This window comes from Nitratireductor sp. B36 (assembly GCF_020833685.1).
In the GTDB taxonomy this organism is placed as follows: domain Bacteria; phylum Pseudomonadota; class Alphaproteobacteria; order Rhizobiales; family Rhizobiaceae; genus Nitratireductor.
In genome coordinates this window covers 1099383-1114583 of record NZ_JACKZY010000001.1, presented here as the reverse complement: position 1 = coordinate 1114583, position 15201 = coordinate 1099383, and the positions used below count along the sequence as shown (strand labels likewise).

Annotated in this window: 16 protein-coding genes; 5 read left to right on the top strand and 11 right to left on the bottom strand. The window is 61.8% G+C overall.

Translation table 11 applies throughout. The annotated features are described in order from the left end of the window. Window positions 1-22: 22 nt before the first annotated feature. The 10 genes from pcaD to ccoN form a co-directional block, all read right to left on the bottom strand. Window positions 23-820: a 3-oxoadipate enol-lactonase gene (gene pcaD / locus H7H48_RS05430; protein ID WP_229447763.1), complete on the bottom strand. Its 798-nt coding sequence runs from the start codon at window positions 818-820 to the stop codon at window positions 23-25. Between the two features lie 87 nt (window positions 821-907). Continuing rightward, window positions 908-1321, bottom strand: a complete 414-nt coding sequence (locus tag H7H48_RS05425) for an OsmC family protein (protein WP_229447762.1) — start codon at window positions 1319-1321, stop codon at window positions 908-910. 73 nt (window positions 1322-1394) lie between these two features. Continuing rightward, window positions 1395-1562, bottom strand: coding sequence for a cbb3-type cytochrome oxidase assembly protein CcoS (ccoS, locus tag H7H48_RS05420; RefSeq protein WP_025030519.1), 168 nt, complete (start codon window positions 1560-1562; stop codon window positions 1395-1397). After that, window positions 1559-3814: a cation-translocating P-type ATPase gene (locus H7H48_RS05415; RefSeq protein WP_229447761.1), complete on the bottom strand. Its 2256-nt coding sequence runs from the start codon at window positions 3812-3814 to the stop codon at window positions 1559-1561. The genes ccoS and H7H48_RS05415 overlap by 4 nt, the downstream gene beginning before the upstream one ends. After that, a complete protein-coding gene (locus tag H7H48_RS05410; RefSeq protein ID WP_229447760.1) occupies window positions 3811-4308 on the bottom strand; it encodes a FixH family protein in 498 nt (165 codons plus the stop codon). Before H7H48_RS05410 ends, H7H48_RS05415 begins: the two co-directional genes overlap by 4 nt. Beyond that, window positions 4305-5897 (bottom strand): cytochrome c oxidase accessory protein CcoG, encoded by a 1593-nt coding sequence (gene ccoG / locus H7H48_RS05405; protein ID WP_229447759.1) that lies wholly within the window; start codon window positions 5895-5897, stop codon window positions 4305-4307. Before ccoG ends, H7H48_RS05410 begins: the two co-directional genes overlap by 4 nt. 140 nt (window positions 5898-6037) lie before the next feature. Continuing rightward, on the bottom strand, window positions 6038-6904 hold the full coding sequence (gene ccoP / locus H7H48_RS05400; protein WP_229447758.1) for a cytochrome-c oxidase, cbb3-type subunit III: 867 nt from the start codon (window positions 6902-6904) through the stop codon (window positions 6038-6040). A gap of 1 nt (window position 6905) precedes the next feature. Beyond that, complete coding sequence (locus tag H7H48_RS05395; RefSeq protein ID WP_229447757.1) at window positions 6906-7058, bottom strand: cbb3-type cytochrome c oxidase subunit 3; 153 nt, start codon at window positions 7056-7058, stop codon at window positions 6906-6908. Between the two features lie 12 nt (window positions 7059-7070). Then, a complete protein-coding gene (gene ccoO, locus H7H48_RS05390) occupies window positions 7071-7802 on the bottom strand; it encodes a cytochrome-c oxidase, cbb3-type subunit II (protein ID WP_229447756.1) in 732 nt (243 codons plus the stop codon). A gap of 12 nt (window positions 7803-7814) precedes the next feature. Continuing rightward, window positions 7815-9455: a cytochrome-c oxidase, cbb3-type subunit I gene (gene ccoN / locus H7H48_RS05385; protein WP_229447755.1), complete on the bottom strand. Its 1641-nt coding sequence runs from the start codon at window positions 9453-9455 to the stop codon at window positions 7815-7817. Between the two features lie 156 nt (window positions 9456-9611). Between ccoN and hemN the strand changes: the two genes are divergently transcribed. After that, window positions 9612-10988: an oxygen-independent coproporphyrinogen III oxidase gene (gene hemN, locus H7H48_RS05380; RefSeq protein WP_229447754.1), complete on the top strand. Its 1377-nt coding sequence runs from the start codon at window positions 9612-9614 to the stop codon at window positions 10986-10988. 364 nt (window positions 10989-11352) lie between these two features. On the opposite strand, the gene H7H48_RS05375 is transcribed toward hemN, so the two are convergent. Continuing rightward, window positions 11353-11631 (bottom strand): DUF6455 family protein, encoded by a 279-nt coding sequence (locus tag H7H48_RS05375; protein WP_255663331.1) that lies wholly within the window; start codon window positions 11629-11631, stop codon window positions 11353-11355. Between the two features lie 176 nt (window positions 11632-11807). On the opposite strand from H7H48_RS05375, the gene H7H48_RS05370 reads away from it, so the two are divergent. The 4 genes from H7H48_RS05370 to H7H48_RS05355 all read left to right on the top strand — a co-directional run bounded on the left by H7H48_RS05370 (window position 11808) and on the right by H7H48_RS05355 (window position 15137). Continuing rightward, entirely contained in the window at window positions 11808-13295 is a 1488-nt protein-coding gene (locus tag H7H48_RS05370; RefSeq protein WP_229447753.1) for a PAS domain S-box protein, read from the top strand. Continuing rightward, a complete protein-coding gene (gene fixJ / locus H7H48_RS05365) occupies window positions 13288-13905 on the top strand; it encodes a response regulator FixJ (RefSeq protein WP_229447752.1) in 618 nt (205 codons plus the stop codon). The genes H7H48_RS05370 and fixJ overlap by 8 nt, the downstream gene beginning before the upstream one ends. Window positions 13906-14035: 130 nt before the next feature. Continuing rightward, window positions 14036-14398: a DNA-binding response regulator gene (locus tag H7H48_RS05360; RefSeq protein WP_229448119.1), complete on the top strand. Its 363-nt coding sequence runs from the start codon at window positions 14036-14038 to the stop codon at window positions 14396-14398. A gap of 67 nt (window positions 14399-14465) precedes the next feature. After that, complete coding sequence (locus tag H7H48_RS05355; protein WP_229447751.1) at window positions 14466-15137, top strand: helix-turn-helix domain-containing protein; 672 nt, start codon at window positions 14466-14468, stop codon at window positions 15135-15137. Window positions 15138-15201: the final 64 nt, after the last annotated feature.

Genomic DNA, 15201 nt, shown 5'->3' with positions numbered 1-15201 from the left:
CCTATATGCGGGGCGCGGCGGCTCAGGCGTCGGGTGTTGTTTCGCGCAGGAAATCTGCGATGAGGACGGCCGTCGCCTCTGGTTGCTCGATGCAGGGCAGGTGGCCGGCGTCTGCAATGATTTCTAAACGGGCACCTTCGATCAGATCCGACAGTTCCCGCACGAGGTCTGGCGGGGTGGAACCGTCCTGGTCGCCCACGATGCAGAGCGTGGGTAGTTTCAGGGCGCGGGTGGATTCGGTGAGATCGGCGTCACGCAGGGCCGAGCACGTGCCTGCATAGCCATCGACCGTGGTGCGGGTGAGCATGGCCGTGTAGCCGACGAAAGCATCGTTGTCCGGTGCGCGGAAAGAGGGCGTGAACCAGCGCTGGAGAATACCGTCGGCAATGGATGCGATGCCTTTTTCGTTTACGGCATCGATCCGGCTGTTCCACAGATCGTCGTGGCCTATTCTATGGCCCGTGTCGCAGAGCACGAGGCGGGAGACGAGATGCGGCCAGCGCGCGGCAAGCCCCTGCGCGATCATGCCGCCAACGGACAGGCCGACGATGGTCGCGCCTGTGATGTCGAGATGCTCGAGCAGGGCTGCGAGATCGTCGACGTGATCCGTCAGCGCATAGGGCTGGGGCGTGGCTTCGGAGAGACCATGGCCGCGCTTGTCATAAAGGACGATGCGGTAGTCGGCTTCCAGCCGTTCAACGACGGCATCCCAGATGCGAAAATCGGTTCCGAGCGAATTGGAAAACACGAGAACCGGCTTGCCGACCGTCCCGCGCACTTCGAAATGAATGACGACGCCATTGACGCGCGTGAAGTTCATGCACCTGCCTCCCATGGTTTGCCGCAAGGCGGGTTCTGTATGAGAGAAGGGAAAGGCGTCGTCAATGATTTGAAGACCGAAACGCCGTTAGCCAGCCATCTTCATGTTGACTTCGCCATTGAGCGAATTGGAGACCGTGCAGCGGGCCTTGGCGCGCTTGATCAGCTCAGCGCACTCTTCCTCGCCGGGCATGATGTCGAGCGAGACGGTGGCGTCATAGCTGCCGATGCGGTCGGGCAGATCCTCCGCCTTCTTGCCGGAAACCTGGACGGAGACCTGCCCGACATCGATTTTCATCTCCTGTGCGGCGTGATGGAAGGAGAGTGCAAGGCAGGCACCGAGCGCGGAAATCATGAAATCGACCGGCGTTCCCGCCTCTTCCGTGGAGGGCGAGGTGATGGCGACATTCTGCTTGGGCGCGGTGTCGACATGGATCACCTTGCCGGGGCCGATGGCGGTGGTGAAGGGGCCATAGGTTTTTGCTTTGATGCGGATCGCCATGAGAAACTCCAGAAAGGCAATTCAGACCGCTCACATGTAGTGGTGTGGCGTGACCGCGTCCAGCGGCAGTGCTTCAGGGGCTGTCTTCTCGCTGACGTGATGGCTCGTCTTCGAAGAGGATGCGCTCGGCGGCACCATCGAGATCGTCATACTGGCCGCTCTTGAGCGACCAGAGGAAGGCGGCGAGGCCGGCGGCTCCCAGAAAAAGCGCTATCGGGATCAGCACCACGAGATTGGTCATTGTGTTGCCTCGACCGGGGATTGCCCGGCCATACGGTGACGACTGCCAGCGCGCAGGCGCAGCGCGTTGCCGATGACGATCAGCGAGGAGAGCGACATGGCGATGGCCGCCACCAGCGGCGTGACGTGGCCGAGAACAGCGATCGGCACGGCCAGCAGGTTATAGGCAATGGCGAGGCCGAAATTCTGCCGGATCAGGCGACCGGCGCGGCGTGAGACGCCACGGGCGAGCGGCACGGCCAGCATGGTCTCGCGCAGGAAAACGAAATCGGCGGCGTTGCGGCCAATGTCTGCCGCCGTGGCAGGCGCCATGGAGACATGGGCTGCGGCAAGGGCGGGGGCGTCGTTCAGCCCGTCGCCGACCATCAGAACCTTTCGGCCATCGGAGGCGAGCGCACGCATGCGCTCAAGCTTGTCGCCGGGAAGGACGCTTGCCTGAAAGTTCTCCACGCCCAGCCTTGCTGCGATATCCTTCACCTGATCGGCGCTATCGCCGGAGATGATTTCCACGGCGACGCCGTTTTCTTTCAGGTGAGAAATTGCCTCTTTCGCCCCGGGGCGAAGCCGGTCTTCGAACCGGAACGTGGCGCATTCCTCGCCATCGCGGGAAAGGACTGTGCCGCCTGCCTGGTTCTCATGCGCATTCGGGCTGCCGAGCGACCAGCCCGCGCGGCCAAGCCGCCAGACGGTCTCGCCCGCGCGGGCTTCGATGCCGAGGCCCGGCATTTCCTCAACACTGTCGAAGGAATCCGTCGCCCGCAGCGCACCGGCAGCGCGCAGGATGGCGCGCGAGAAGGGGTGACGGGAATGGGCGGCAAGGGCGGCGGCGGTTGACAATGTATCCGGCGTTATCTCGTCCGCATTGCGCAGCTCGGGGATGCCGAGCGTCAGCGTCCCGGTCTTGTCGAAGACGGCAGTGTCGATCTCGGCGAAGCGCTCCATCGCCGCGCCATCCTTTACCATGATGCCGTTTTCAAAAAGCCGCCGCGCGGCAACCACCTGAACGATGGGAACGGCAAGGCCGAGCGCGCAGGGGCAGGTGATGATGAGCACGGCAATGGCGATGGTGATGGCGCGGTGCCAGTCGCCACTTGCCACCATCCAGCCCAAAAAGGTGAGGAAGGCGGTGGCGTGAACCACGGGCGAATAGAGTGCCGAGGCACGGTCCGCCAGCCGGCGATAGCGCGCGCGCCCGCCTTCTGCCGCCTCCATCAGGCGCATCATCTCGGCGAGGAAGGAGGTCTCGGCGGTGGCGGTTGCCTCAACGATGAGCGGCTGGGTGAGATTGAGCATGCCGGCGCGTAGATCGCTGCCGGGTTTCACCGGCTGCGGTGCGCTTTCGCCGGTGGCCATGGAGCAGTCGAGTTCGGACACACCGCTCATGACGATGCCGTCAACGGGCACGCGCTCACCAGCGGCGACCACCAGCTTCATGCCGGGCGCGACTTCCGGCAAGGGGAGATAATCGCGTCCGCCGTCCTCGGCAATGACCAGCGCGCCGCGCGGCGCCAGGCGGGCGAGCCCCTTGACGGCGGTGCGCGCGCGCTCGCGCATCACGTGGTCGAGCGTGCGGCCGATCAGCAGGAAGAAGAGAAGCGAAACGGAGGCATCGAAATAGGCGTGCTGGCCGCTGTTGACGGTCTCGTAGAGGCTGAGCCCGTAGGCCAGCGAGATGCCAAGGGCGATGGGCACATCCATGTTCATGCGTCCGTGGCGGAGCGCATTGAGGGCCGAGCGGTAGAAGATGCCACCGGCAAACACCAGCGCGGGCAGGGCGATCAACGCTGAAAGCCAGTGAAAGAGATCGCGCGTCGCCTGTTCCGCACCCGACCAGACGGACACGGAAAGAAGCATGATGTTGCCGGCGGCGAAGCCGGAGATCGCCACGGCGCGGATGAGCTGGGAGAGAACGGGATCCCTGCCGGTCTCGGCACTGTCGAAAAGGTGGGCGGCGTAGCCGAGCCTGTTCAGCGTGTCGATGATAGGCGGCAGTGCGCCCTCGCGCCACTTCACGCTGACGCGCTTGGTGGAAAGATTGACGCGCGCACCTGCCACGCCGTCGAGCCTGCCAAGGGCGGATTCGATTGTCTGAATGCACGCGCCGCAATGGACGCCGGGAACGGAAAGATCGGTCTGTTTCAGCCCATCGCCGACAGAGCGGCTTGCGAGCACGAGTTCTTCGGCGCGCGGACCGGCTTCACGGGCCTGTTCGGCTTCCAGCGCCATTTCGGTGCCGGGGGCGCAGCAGCTCATCTGAGTTCTCCGCCGGCAATGGTGATGCGCCGCACATCACGATACGGATGGGCGAGGCCCGCTTCTGCGGTGATGTTGATGACCCAGGTGCCGTCGCCGGGGCCGTGATCCACGCCGAAGCCGCCATCGGGACGACGTTGCATTTGAAGGGTAACGTCTTCGTCGGCGGTGACAGGACGGTGCATCACCATTGTGACGCTCTCGAGCGGGATCGGATCGCCGCTCGCATCGAGAAGGCGGTAGGTGATTGCGTCTCCCTCAACGGAAAGCTCGCCCTTCCAGCCGAGTGCTGCCTGCTGGCGGCCTTCCTCCGCGCGCTCGTTGAAGGTCTGGCTCGCCACATAGGTGTTTTTCACGATCAGGCCGGTCCAGCTCGACTGCGCGTAGAAGGCCATGGTCAGGTTGACCGTGATGATGACGCCGAAGAAGGCGACCATGATGGCGAGCATGTGCCAGCCGGTGAATTCCTTCTGTTTCCGCACTTTGCCGCTCATCGTGAACCCTCCGGGATGTTGAAGCTTGCCCTGTAGACATCGCTTTCGAAACTTGCCTTGTCTTCGACGACGAAGCGGAATGAGGTGTCTGCCTCGCTCAGCCGGTCTGCCGGCAGGGTGACGAAGATGCGCACCTCGCGCAGACGATCCGGATCGACAGGCACGGCTGCAGAACGGTCGTCCGGCTGGTCGAGCCCGACCACATTCATGGTTGCGCCGGTGAGGCCTTCGAGCGACACGAGGATGACGCGCGGTTCCGGGATCATGTTCAACAGCTTGACCGTATAGCCATTGCGCACCGAGCCATCCGACAGAAGCACATATTGCGGATTGCGGTCGTGGAGCACGTTGACCTCCAGCCGGTCGCGCGTCAGCAGGGCATAGAGCATGACGAGCCCGACAAGCGACCACGCACCGAAATAGACGAAGGTGCGCGGGCGAAAGATCTTGCGCCAGTGGAAATGCGCGACCTTATCGGAGAGCCCGCCACCTTCCCGGCGCACGCGGTCGGGATTGATGGTCTCCGTGCCGCCGGCTGTCGCCAGCGCCATATTGGCGTTGTAGTCGGAAAGTGTTGCGTAGGAGATGAGACCGCGCTCGCGCCCGAGCTTGTCCATCACGCCGTCGCACGCATCGATGCATAGCGCGCAGGTGATGCATTCGAGCTGCTGACCGTCGCGGATGTCGATGCCCATGGGGCAGACGGCGACGCACGCATTGCAGTCCACGCAGTCGCCCACGGTTCTGCCCTCGGCGGCTGCCTTCTTGGCATGGCGCGAACGCGGTTCGCCGCGCCAGTCATTATAGGTGACGGTGAGCGAGTTTTCGTCCAGCATGGCGGCCTGAATGCGCGGCCACGGGCACATATAGGTGCAGACCTGCTCGCGCATGAGGCCGCCGAACACATAGGTCGTGGCGGTGAGAACGGCGATGGTCATGTAGGCAACGGGAGCCGCCTGAGCGGTTGCGATATCGACGAAAAGCGATGGCGCGTCGGCGAAGTAGAAGACCCACGCGCCGCCGGTCGCCACGGCGATAAGCACCCAGATCAAGTGTTTTGCGGAGCGTTTGGCGAGCTTGCCGGCGGAGAAAGGTGCGGCATCGAGCTTGATGCGGGCATTGCGGTCGCCCTCAATGGCGCGTTCCACCACGAGGAAGAGGTCGACCCAGACGGTCTGCGGGCAGGTATAGCCGCACCACGCCCGACCGACCGTGGATGTGATGAGAAAGAGGCCGATGCCGGCCATGACAAGCAGGCCGGCAATGTAGAAAAATTCCTGCGGCCAGATCTCGATGAAGAAGAAATAGAACCGTCGGTTGGCGAGATCGACAAGAACAGCCTGATCGGGTGCGTAGGGGCCGCGATCCCAGCGCAGCCATGGCGTCAGATAGTAGATGCCGAGCGTGACGAACATGATCAGCCATTTGAAACGGCGGAACTGCCCGGAAGCGCGTTTCGGGAAGATTTTCTTGCGCGGAGCGTAGAGCGGCTGGCGTTTGCCGGCAGTGTTTACCGCTTCGGCGTCGATACGCTCCACGGCCTCTCGGGAAGCGGTGCTGCTGGCTGCGTTTTCGGTGGCAAGTGTCATTTCGGCGGCTCGCAAACTGCTCTTTGAGCCTATCGTCTAGCGGCCGGAAACATCTCGGGCATTGATCCCGATCAAAGCGGGAGGCTGCGAGGCCGAACCCCGGCCTGTTTGGCCGGGATTCGCTGTGCGTTGTTGGGGGGCTACTCGCCGCCGCCGAGCGAATAGACGTAGACCGAAAGCTGCTTGACCGTCGGGTCGCCAAGCCGCTCCTGCCAGGCCGGCATGACGCCGTGTCTGGGCTGGCGCACCTGTGCTGCGATCTGGGCTTCGCTGGAACCGTAGAGCCAGATCGCATCGGCAAGGTTCGGTGCGCCGAAGGTGACGTCGCCTTGACCGGCATCGCCATGGCAGGAGGCGCAATTGTCCGCGTAAACCTGCGCTCCGGCCTCCGCCAGAGCCGGGTCGGACGGTGTCCCGGTGAAGGAGACGACATGCGCCGCCACCTGACGGATCTCGTCACGGCTCAGAATGTCGCCGAAGGCCGGCATTTCGCCAAAGCGCGTGTCGTCGTCGCCGTCAAACCTGACACCGTGCGCAATCGTCTGATGGATCGCTTCAATGTCGCCGCCCCACAGCCAGTCGTCGTCGTTGAGGTTGGGATAACCGGCAGAGCCCTGCGCGCCTGAACCATGGCACTGCGAGCAGTTGACCTTGAAAGCGGCGTCGCCTGCGGCGGTGGCAAAACGGCGCAGCGTTTCGTCGGCGAGGATTTCATCCAGCGGCTTTTCGGCGATGGCTGCGCGCAAATCCGCCTGCTCAGCCGAGACGGCCTCCATGGTGGTGGTAAGTTCCTGCCGGCTCGAATAGCCGAGCACGCCCCTGGTGGCGTCGCTGATCAGCGGCCATGCCGGATAGGCGACCGTGTAGCCAATGGACCAGACGATCGTGGCATAGAAGGTCCACACCCACCAGCGCGGCATGGGATTGTCGAGCTCGCGAATGCCGTCCCACTCATGGCCGGTGGTCGAGACGCCGGAGACCTCGTCGATATGTTCTTTCTCACTCATCTCAATCGTCCTTCAGCGGGATGCGGGCGGCTTCCTCGGCGCTTTTTCCACTTCCCGGGCGGAAGGCAAAAAGAACCGTGCCGACGAAAAAGACGGCCATGAAGAGAAGGCCCCAGCTATCGGCGAACTGGCGGAGCGCGGTATAGGCTTCCATGATCTTTTCTCCTCAGCGGTAGCCGGCGGCTTCGTCATAGGTCGAGAAATCGACCAGCGTGCCGAGCATCTGCAGATAGGCGACGAGCGCATCCATTTCGGTGAGCGCATCGGGGTTGCCGTCGAAATCGCCGAGCACCGCCTTGGGATAGCGTTCTTCGAGACCGGACGTGTCCGCGTTGGGATCGGCCTGGGCGCGAATATCCGCATTGGCGTTGGCGATCATGTCTTCCGTGTAGGGCACGCCGACACGCAGATTGGCGATCAGCTCCGTGGAGAAATCGTTGATCTCCAGCGGCGTGTCCTTGAGGAACGCGTAGCTGGGCATGATCGATTCCGGCACCACGGAGCGCGGCTCGATCAGGTGATCCACATGCCATTCGTTGGAGTAGCGGGCGCCGACACGGGCGAGATCCGGCCCCGTGCGCTTCGACCCCCACTGGAAGGGATGATCGTACATGGATTCGGCGGCGAGGCTGTAATTGCCGTAGCGCTCCACCTCATCGCGGAAGGGACGGATCATCTGGCTGTGGCAGGTGTAGCAGCCCTCGCGGATGTAGATGTTGCGACCGGCGAGCTCCAGCGGTGAATAGGGGCGCATGCCCTCCACCTTCTCGATCGTGTTCTCCAGATAGAACAGAGGCACGATCTCGACGATGCCGCCGATTGTCACCACCAGGAACGATCCGACCAGAAGGAACGTGGCGTTCTTTTCGATGATCTTGTGTTTGTCCAGCAATGCCATCGTCAGGGCTCCTTAACCGGCACTTTGAAGGGAACGGGCGGGTTGGGCGACGGCGCCGCCAATCGGCGCTTCCTTGCGCTCGTGGCCAAGGATGGTCATGGCCAGATTGTAGGCCATGACGAGGCCACCGAGCAGGAAGAGCACACCGCCCAGCGCCCGCACCACATAGTAGGGGTGCATAGCGGCCACGGTTTCGGCGAACGAGTAGACCAGGAAGCCCTGATCGTCGTATTCGCGCCACATCAGGCCCTGCTGGATGCCCGACACCCACATGACGGCCGCGTAGACGACGATGCCGAGGGTTGCGAGCCAGAAGTGCCAGGTGACAAGCCGCAGCGAATAAAGCCGCTCGCGGTTCCAAAGCTTCGGAACGAGATAATAGAGCGCGCCGAAGGTGATCATGCCGACCCAGCCGAGTGCGCCCGAATGCACGTGGCCGATGGTCCAGTCCGTGTAGTGCGACAGCGAGTTGACCGCCTTGACCGACATCAGCGGGCCCTCGAAGGTGGACATGCCGTAGAAGGCGACGGCCAGAACCATCATGCGGATGATCGGGTCGGTGCGCAGCTTGTCCCAGGCGCCCGAAAGCGTCATCAGACCGTTGATCATGCCGCCCCAGGAAGGCATCCACAGCATGATGGAGAACACCATGCCGAGCGTCTGCGCCCAGTCGGGCAGGGCGGTGTAGTGGAGATGGTGCGGGCCAGCCCAGATATAGAGGAAGATCAGCGCCCAGAAGTGGATGATCGACAGGCGGTAGGAATAGACCGGGCGGTTCACCTGCTTGGGGATGAAGTAGTACATCATGCCCAGGAAGCCGGCGGTGAGGAAGAAGCCCACCGCATTGTGGCCATACCACCATTGAGTCAGCGCATCCTGCACGCCGGCGAAGAGCGAATAGCTCTTGGAACCGAAGGGCGAGACCGGCATCGCCAGGTTGTTCACCACATGCAGCATGGCGATGGTGACGATGAACGACAGGTAGAACCAGTTGGCCACATAGATATGCGGCTCCTTGCGCCTGAAGATCGTGCCCAGGAAGACAATCAGATAGGCGACCCAGACGATGGTGAGGAACAGGTCCACATACCATTCTGGCTCTGCATATTCACGGCTCTGGGTGATGCCGAGCAGATAGCCGGTTGCCGCCATGACGATGAAGAGCTGATAGCCCCAGAACACGAACCAGGCGAGATTGCCGCCGAAGAGGCGGGTCCGGCAGGTGCGCTGAACCACATAGAAGGATGTGGCGATGAGCGCATTGCCGCCGAAAGCAAAGATCACCGCCGATGTGTGCAGCGGGCGCGTGCGGCCAAAATTGAACCAGGGCTCGATGTTGAGATCGGGATAGGCGAGCTGCAGTGCCACCAGCACGCCAACCAGAAATCCGACAATGCCCCAGACGGTCGTGGCGATGACGCCATAGCGCACCGGGCCATCCATATAGCCATCCGTATCCCGTCTGAGCGGGATTGATGCTGCGCCGGCGGGCGCAAAGCTCGTGTTGCGCATCAATACGATCGCCGATCCGAGCAGGACAAAGAACAGAACCCACATATGGGCCTGAAAGGCTGAATCCTGCGCCAGACCCGCAGCGGCCAGCGCTGCAAACGCAGCCAGGCTGACCAGTACGATCTCGGTGCCAAATCTCATTGCTGTTTCCCCAGTTCAAAAAGCTTGCGGGAATCCGTTCCCCGATTCTCACGCGTCACACTTCGGGCAATGGGGGCGGCGGCGCCTTGATCTGCGTCAAAGCCAACGGCGCGGCTGCGTGGAAAGACGCTTTTCGGACATCAGGGGATGATTGCGATGCAGCGCGCAGGAGAACAGATCAGCGAAACGGGGGCTGCCGCCCGCTATGCGGAGGCGGTGCCACGCTATACGAGCTATCCCACGGCGCCGCATTTTCATGCGGGCGTGACCGGCGAAACCTTTCGTGGCTGGCTGGCCGAGACGGGTGAGGAAGAGGCTCTTTCGCTCTATGTGCACATCCCGTTCTGCGACCGGCTGTGCTGGTTCTGCGCCTGCCACACAAAGATGACGCGCCGCTATGAGCCCGTGGCTGCCTTTCTCGATGCGCTTTTCTGCGAGATCCGCACGGTGGGTGACATCCTGAAGGGGCGCGGGCGTGTCCGTGCGCTCCATTTCGGTGGCGGCTCGCCGACCATGCTGCGTGCGGATGACATCGTTCGGCTGGGAGCGGCACTGAAGCGTGCATTCCATTTCGCCAATGATGCCGAAATCAGCGTGGAACTCGACCCCAACGACATGGACGAGGCGCGCTTCGACGCGCTCGCCGAAATCGGCATGACACGGGCAAGTCTCGGTGTTCAGGACTTCGACCCACGGGTCCAGAAGGCGATCAATCGCGAACAGACATTTGAACAGACAAAAGCGGTGGTGGATGGCGTGCGGGCGCGGGGCGTGCGGTCGGTCAATCTCGACCTGCTCTACGGGCTGCCGCACCAGACATGCGAGAGCGTCGCCGTTACGATCCGCCAGGCGCTGACGCTTTCACCGGACCGGATCGCGCTTTTCGGCTATGCGCATGTGCCGTGGTTCAAGAAGCACCAGACCATGATCGATGAGGCATGGCTGCCTGGGCCCGAGCAGCGCTTCGAGCAGCAGCAGGAGACAGCGCGCATCATTCGGGAAGCGGGCTATCAGGCGATTGGGATTGACCATTTCGCAAAGCCGGACGATCCGCTGGCGGTGGCCGCGCGGCAAGGGCGGCTCTTCCGGAACTTTCAGGGGTATACCGAGGATGCGTGCCGCACGCTGATCGGTCTTGGTCCTTCCTCGGTTTCACGGCTGCCGCAGGGCTATGCCCAAAACATGCCGGCGACCACGCAGTATGAGCGGATGGCGCGCGAAGGCAATCTGGCGACCGTTCGCGGCATTGCGCTCAGCGACGAGGATCACGCCCGCGCCTGGGTGATCGAGCGGCTGATGTGCGATTTTGCGTTTTCGGGCAATGAAGCCGTGCACCGTTTCGGCGCCTGCGGGCAAAGGATCGTCGCCGAGGCCCGGACGCTGGTGCGTGAACGGGGGATCGCATCGGGTCTGCGGGAAAACGATGGTGTTTTTATCGTTGAGGAGGAGGCGCGACCGCTGGTCCGCTCGACGGCAGCGCTCTTCGATCAGTATTTGAAACGGGGTGGAGCGCGTCACTCGGTGGCGGTGTGATGTGTAGCGCGTTGACCTCACTGTTTTATTTTTGGATTTTTGCGCCAGCGCAAAATTTTTGTCTCGACAGCGCGCTATGCAGAGCGTGGAAGCGCGAACTCGCTTTGCTGCATATGCAACTTTCAAAATTGCCGTCATGTCTGCCGTCATGTTTCACGGCAGATGGTGCTGCAGCCTGATCGGCAGCAGCGACATGGCGGCGGCCGGGCGGACCAGGGGGCAGCATCCGCCCGGCCCACCACACGCCTGTGAAGCTTTCTTTTCTCGGTGGATACGCTGCAGCAAATCCTGCAGCAATGACATTGCTCACCCAAGGGAGGGAGCACAGCCTGCGCAGCCAACAGTTGGCATGTCTGGTGGAGGATTAACGGGCGCTTTTATCCCCGTCAGCCTGTGACATCGCTGCGAATATTCTGGCATTGGGGCAGAACGCCGGGGGCCTATGGGTTATTTCTCCGGCCGTTGCGGCCAGCCATGTTTCACATGAAGTGGCGTTGCTGCAAAGCCGGCACGACCGGATCGCAGAAGCCAGCGTAAGCCCCAACCGATCCTTGGCGAGATGTTGGATATCAACATCACAACGATCCATCATCTTGCCCATAAGTTTCGCACGGGGTTCGATGTTCCCAGAAATGCGCGTCATGTCCAAGATCCTCTTTGATCAATCAATCTGGCGTGCCTCAGCGCAATTGTCTTTGCGCTGGATCAAACTCCGGCTCCGGGCGGTGCCATATGACGTCCGCGTCAGCACGTCACTTGCGGGATGACCCACCTATGGAAATAATGCGTGGATCGAGACGCGGCGGGCGAGGGGCGAACGTGGGTCCTGAATTTAATCTGACCGACCCGGCGCGGCGCGCCGGCCATACGGGTTACGCTATCGCCGTGGGGGGCAGCGTTGCTCTATTCGTTGCACGGCTCTGGCTGGACACGGTTTTTGGCAGCACGTGGATTCTTTTCCTTGCGTCCCTGACCGCACTCTATGCCGCGATCTTCGGCGGTCGGGCCGCCGGCCTGGTGGCTGTGGCGCTCATTGCCGGGGTCATCGCTTTAATCGGCGCTTTGACCTCACTGCCTGTATCGATGCCGGTCTTTGCCGCGCTTGTCGCGTTTCTCGTGTTGCTCGCCCATGTTGGCGGCGCCTATTTCAGCGCCCAGGATGCAAGCAGACAGGTGCGCCGGCAACTGGCCGCGCGGGATGCGCATCTCAGTTCCATTCTCGACACAGTGCCGGATGCAACGGTGGTGATCGACGACAAGGGCATCATGGTCGCGTTCAACCGCGCTGCGGTGCGCCAGTTTGGCTATTCTGAGGAGGAAGCACGCGGACGGAACGTAAGCATGTTGATGCCCGAACCGTATCAAGGGCAGCACGACGGATACATTGAGCGATACAAACGCACGGGCGAGCGACGCATCATTGGTATTGATCGGGTGGTGGTGGGGCGCCGGAAAGATGGTTCCACCTTTCCCATGAAGCTTGCTGTGGGGGAGATGCAAAGCGGGGGGCATACCTATTTCACCGGCTTCATCCGCGATCTGACGGAACGGGCCGAGACCGAGGCAAAAATGGAACAGGTTCAGGCCGAGCTCGCCCGTCTTGCGAGGCTGAACGAACTGGGCGAAATGGCGTCGACGCTCGCGCATGAGCTGAATCAACCGCTCTCAGCGGTTTCGAACTACGTTCAGGGGTGCAGGCGTCTTCTCAACGATCTCGATCATCCCGTCGCTGAGCGTATGCGCGACGCCCTTGAAGAAACCACAAAGCAATCGTTACGCGCAGGGCAGATTATCCGCCATCTGCGTGAATTCGTGTCGCGCGGGGAAAGCGAAAAGCAAGCCGAAAACCTGCAGGATCTCGTGGAGGAGGCCGCAGCGCTGGCGCTGATGGGGTCGCGTGAACTGGGCATTCGAACGGTATTCAACTTCGAACCCGATATCGGGAATGTTTTTGTGGACCGGGTTCAGGTCCAGCAGATCCTGATCAATCTGATGCGGAACGCGATGGAAGCCATGCGTGAGAGCGAGCAGCGCGAGCTCACGGTCTCTGTGACGTCCGATGGTTCCGGCTCGATCGACATCGACGTGTCGGACACGGGCTCCGGCGTGCCGGGTGATATTGCCGAAAATCTCTTCAAACCGTTCGTTTCCTCAAAACGGGGCGGTATGGGGGTCGGCCTTGCGATATCGAAGAGAATTGCTGAAGCCCATGGCGGCACGTTGAGACTGATGAAGAGTTCCACCGCGGGAAGCAGGTTCCGTTTCACACTGCCGGCTTTGGAAGAACAGGAAATGCACAATGCCTGAAGACGTGGTCATCCACATTGTCGACGACGAGGAACCGGTTCGCAAATCACTTGCCTTTCTGCTCACCATGTCGGGGCATGTGGCAAGGGTGCATGACTCGGCGAGTGCATTTCTGCAGGCCGCATCCGGACTTCGCAATGCGTGCCTGATCACCGATCTGCGAATGCCGGATATGAGCGGCGTCGAATTGCTGCGTCAGCTCGTCCAGGAGGGAAATCTCCTGCCTACCATCGTCATTACAGGTCACGGAGATGTGCCGATGGCGGTCGAAGCCATGAAGGCCGGCGCATTGGACTTCATTGAAAAGCCCTTCTCCGATGAGGTTCTTCTGGACGCCGTTTCACGCGCCATCCAGCAGTTGGAAACGAGACCACAGGCTGATGCGGATGCAAGTATCGTCCGAGAGCGGGTCTCGCTGCTGACCGAGCGTGAGCAGCAGGTCATGCATCGCATTGTCGCCGGACTGCCCAATAAGACGATTGCTTTCGAACTCGACATTTCACCGCGTACAGTTGAAGTGCATCGGGCCAACGTGATGACCAAGATGCAGGCCCGGAACCTTCCCGAGCTGGTCCGGATGGCGCTTCTGGCAGACAATGCAGCGCGCTGAGATGCGTCGCCTTCGTGCGGCATTTTGATCCAGCGCAATGCGCTGGAGTGGGCGATGGTCCACAGTGGGTGCTGCCGTGGCGGATGACACGCATTCTCCCGGCAGTGAGGAGATGCCGGACGTGCCTGGAATGATTCTCGTGGTGGCGCCTGATACCGCCTTTCGCCTGTCGCTGCGTTTCATGCTTGAAGCGGAGGGGTTCGACGTGGTCGTGCCAAGCAGTTTCGAAGATGCCCGCCTCTTGCGGCGAAAAGCGAACTGCATGATCGTGGATCATGACACTCTGGCGGCAGCAGCCATCACTGTGGCGCATTTGTCGGAGGAGAAAGGCCCCGTGCTTCTGCTTGCGGACACGCTTGAAGAAATGCCTCAGGCCGAACACATCCGTACGATCGAAAAACCGCTTCTTGGCAGCGCCGTCGTGAACGCGGTTCGGGCGCTTCTGGACACGACAGCCCACAAGGAAAACCAGGCGCTACGTAGATTCCCGTAGGGGAAAAACCGAATTTCGCGCAGCCGGCGAACGCGGCACATATGGGCCTCCCACCAAGGAGGCACTCATGCTTGCACAGGCCGCGACCGCACCAACGCTCAATTCTCCTTTTGGCGCTGGTCAGCATCATGCCGAGACACGCAGGGGGAGCTTCGTATCCTTCTCGCCGGATCAACCTCATCAGGTCGTCTTCTACGATGCGAATGAGGAGATCTATGCCCAGGGCGAACAAGCCACTGCGCTCTATCAGGTCGAGTTCGGCGCGGTTCGCCTTTACCGGCTTCTCGCCGACGGGCGGCGTCAAATCAGTGCCTTTCATGTGGCCGGCGAGGTCTTTGGTTTCGAAGCTGATGGTAAGCATCACTTCTTTGCCGAGGCGGTCGGGCATGCCGGCATCCGCGTTTTTCGGCAGCCGGCCGGGGAAACGAACTGGCGCCAGACACTCGCGGCGGCTCTGGCAGCACTGGTACGGGCGCAGGAGCACCTGCTGGTGATCGGTCGGCAGAATGCTGCCGAGCGCGTTGCCGCCTTTCTGCTCGACATGATGGAACGCCAGAACAGCGCCGGCGCAGTGCAACTGCCCATGTCACGCACGGACATCGGTGATTATCTCGGCCTCACGATCGAGACCGTATCGCGGACCTTCTCAAAATTCCGCTCCAGGGGGCTCGTGCGCCTGGTGAACACGCGCACGGTCGAAATCAGGGATGTGGCAGCGCTTCGCGCGATGTGTGACTGAGGTGCTTCCTGCCGGCCACAGTGCCGCTCTCCCAACAGAAGAAGGACAGCGGCTGCGTCAGATG

Excerpts from the sequence above, each read along its gene's own strand:
- H7H48_RS05415 (WP_229447761.1), bottom strand. The coding sequence starts at position 3,814 with ATGAGCTGCTGCGCCCCCGGCACCGAAATGGCGCTGGAAGCCGAACAG.
- hemN (WP_229447754.1), top strand. The coding sequence starts at position 9,612 with ATGCAGCGCGCAGGAGAACAGATCAGCGAAACGGGGGCTGCCGCCCGC.
- fixJ (WP_229447752.1), top strand. The coding sequence starts at position 13,288 with ATGCCTGAAGACGTGGTCATCCACATTGTCGACGACGAGGAACCGGTT.
- H7H48_RS05360 (WP_229448119.1), top strand. The coding sequence starts at position 14,036 with ATGATTCTCGTGGTGGCGCCTGATACCGCCTTTCGCCTGTCGCTGCGT.
- H7H48_RS05410 (WP_229447760.1), bottom strand. The coding sequence starts at position 4,308 with ATGAGCGGCAAAGTGCGGAAACAGAAGGAATTCACCGGCTGGCACATG.
- H7H48_RS05425 (WP_229447762.1), bottom strand. The coding sequence starts at position 1,321 with ATGGCGATCCGCATCAAAGCAAAAACCTATGGCCCCTTCACCACCGCC.
- pcaD (WP_229447763.1), bottom strand. The coding sequence starts at position 820 with ATGAACTTCACGCGCGTCAATGGCGTCGTCATTCATTTCGAAGTGCGC.
- H7H48_RS05355 (WP_229447751.1), top strand. The coding sequence starts at position 14,466 with ATGCTTGCACAGGCCGCGACCGCACCAACGCTCAATTCTCCTTTTGGC.
- ccoG (WP_229447759.1), bottom strand. The coding sequence starts at position 5,897 with ATGACACTTGCCACCGAAAACGCAGCCAGCAGCACCGCTTCCCGAGAG.
- ccoN (WP_229447755.1), bottom strand. The coding sequence starts at position 9,455 with ATGAGATTTGGCACCGAGATCGTACTGGTCAGCCTGGCTGCGTTTGCA.
- ccoO (WP_229447756.1), bottom strand. The coding sequence starts at position 7,802 with ATGGCATTGCTGGACAAACACAAGATCATCGAAAAGAACGCCACGTTC.
- ccoP (WP_229447758.1), bottom strand. The coding sequence starts at position 6,904 with ATGAGTGAGAAAGAACATATCGACGAGGTCTCCGGCGTCTCGACCACC.
- ccoS (WP_025030519.1), bottom strand. The coding sequence starts at position 1,562 with ATGACCAATCTCGTGGTGCTGATCCCGATAGCGCTTTTTCTGGGAGCC.
- H7H48_RS05375 (WP_255663331.1), bottom strand. The coding sequence starts at position 11,631 with ATGACGCGCATTTCTGGGAACATCGAACCCCGTGCGAAACTTATGGGC.
- H7H48_RS05395 (WP_229447757.1), bottom strand. The coding sequence starts at position 7,058 with ATGGAAGCCTATACCGCGCTCCGCCAGTTCGCCGATAGCTGGGGCCTT.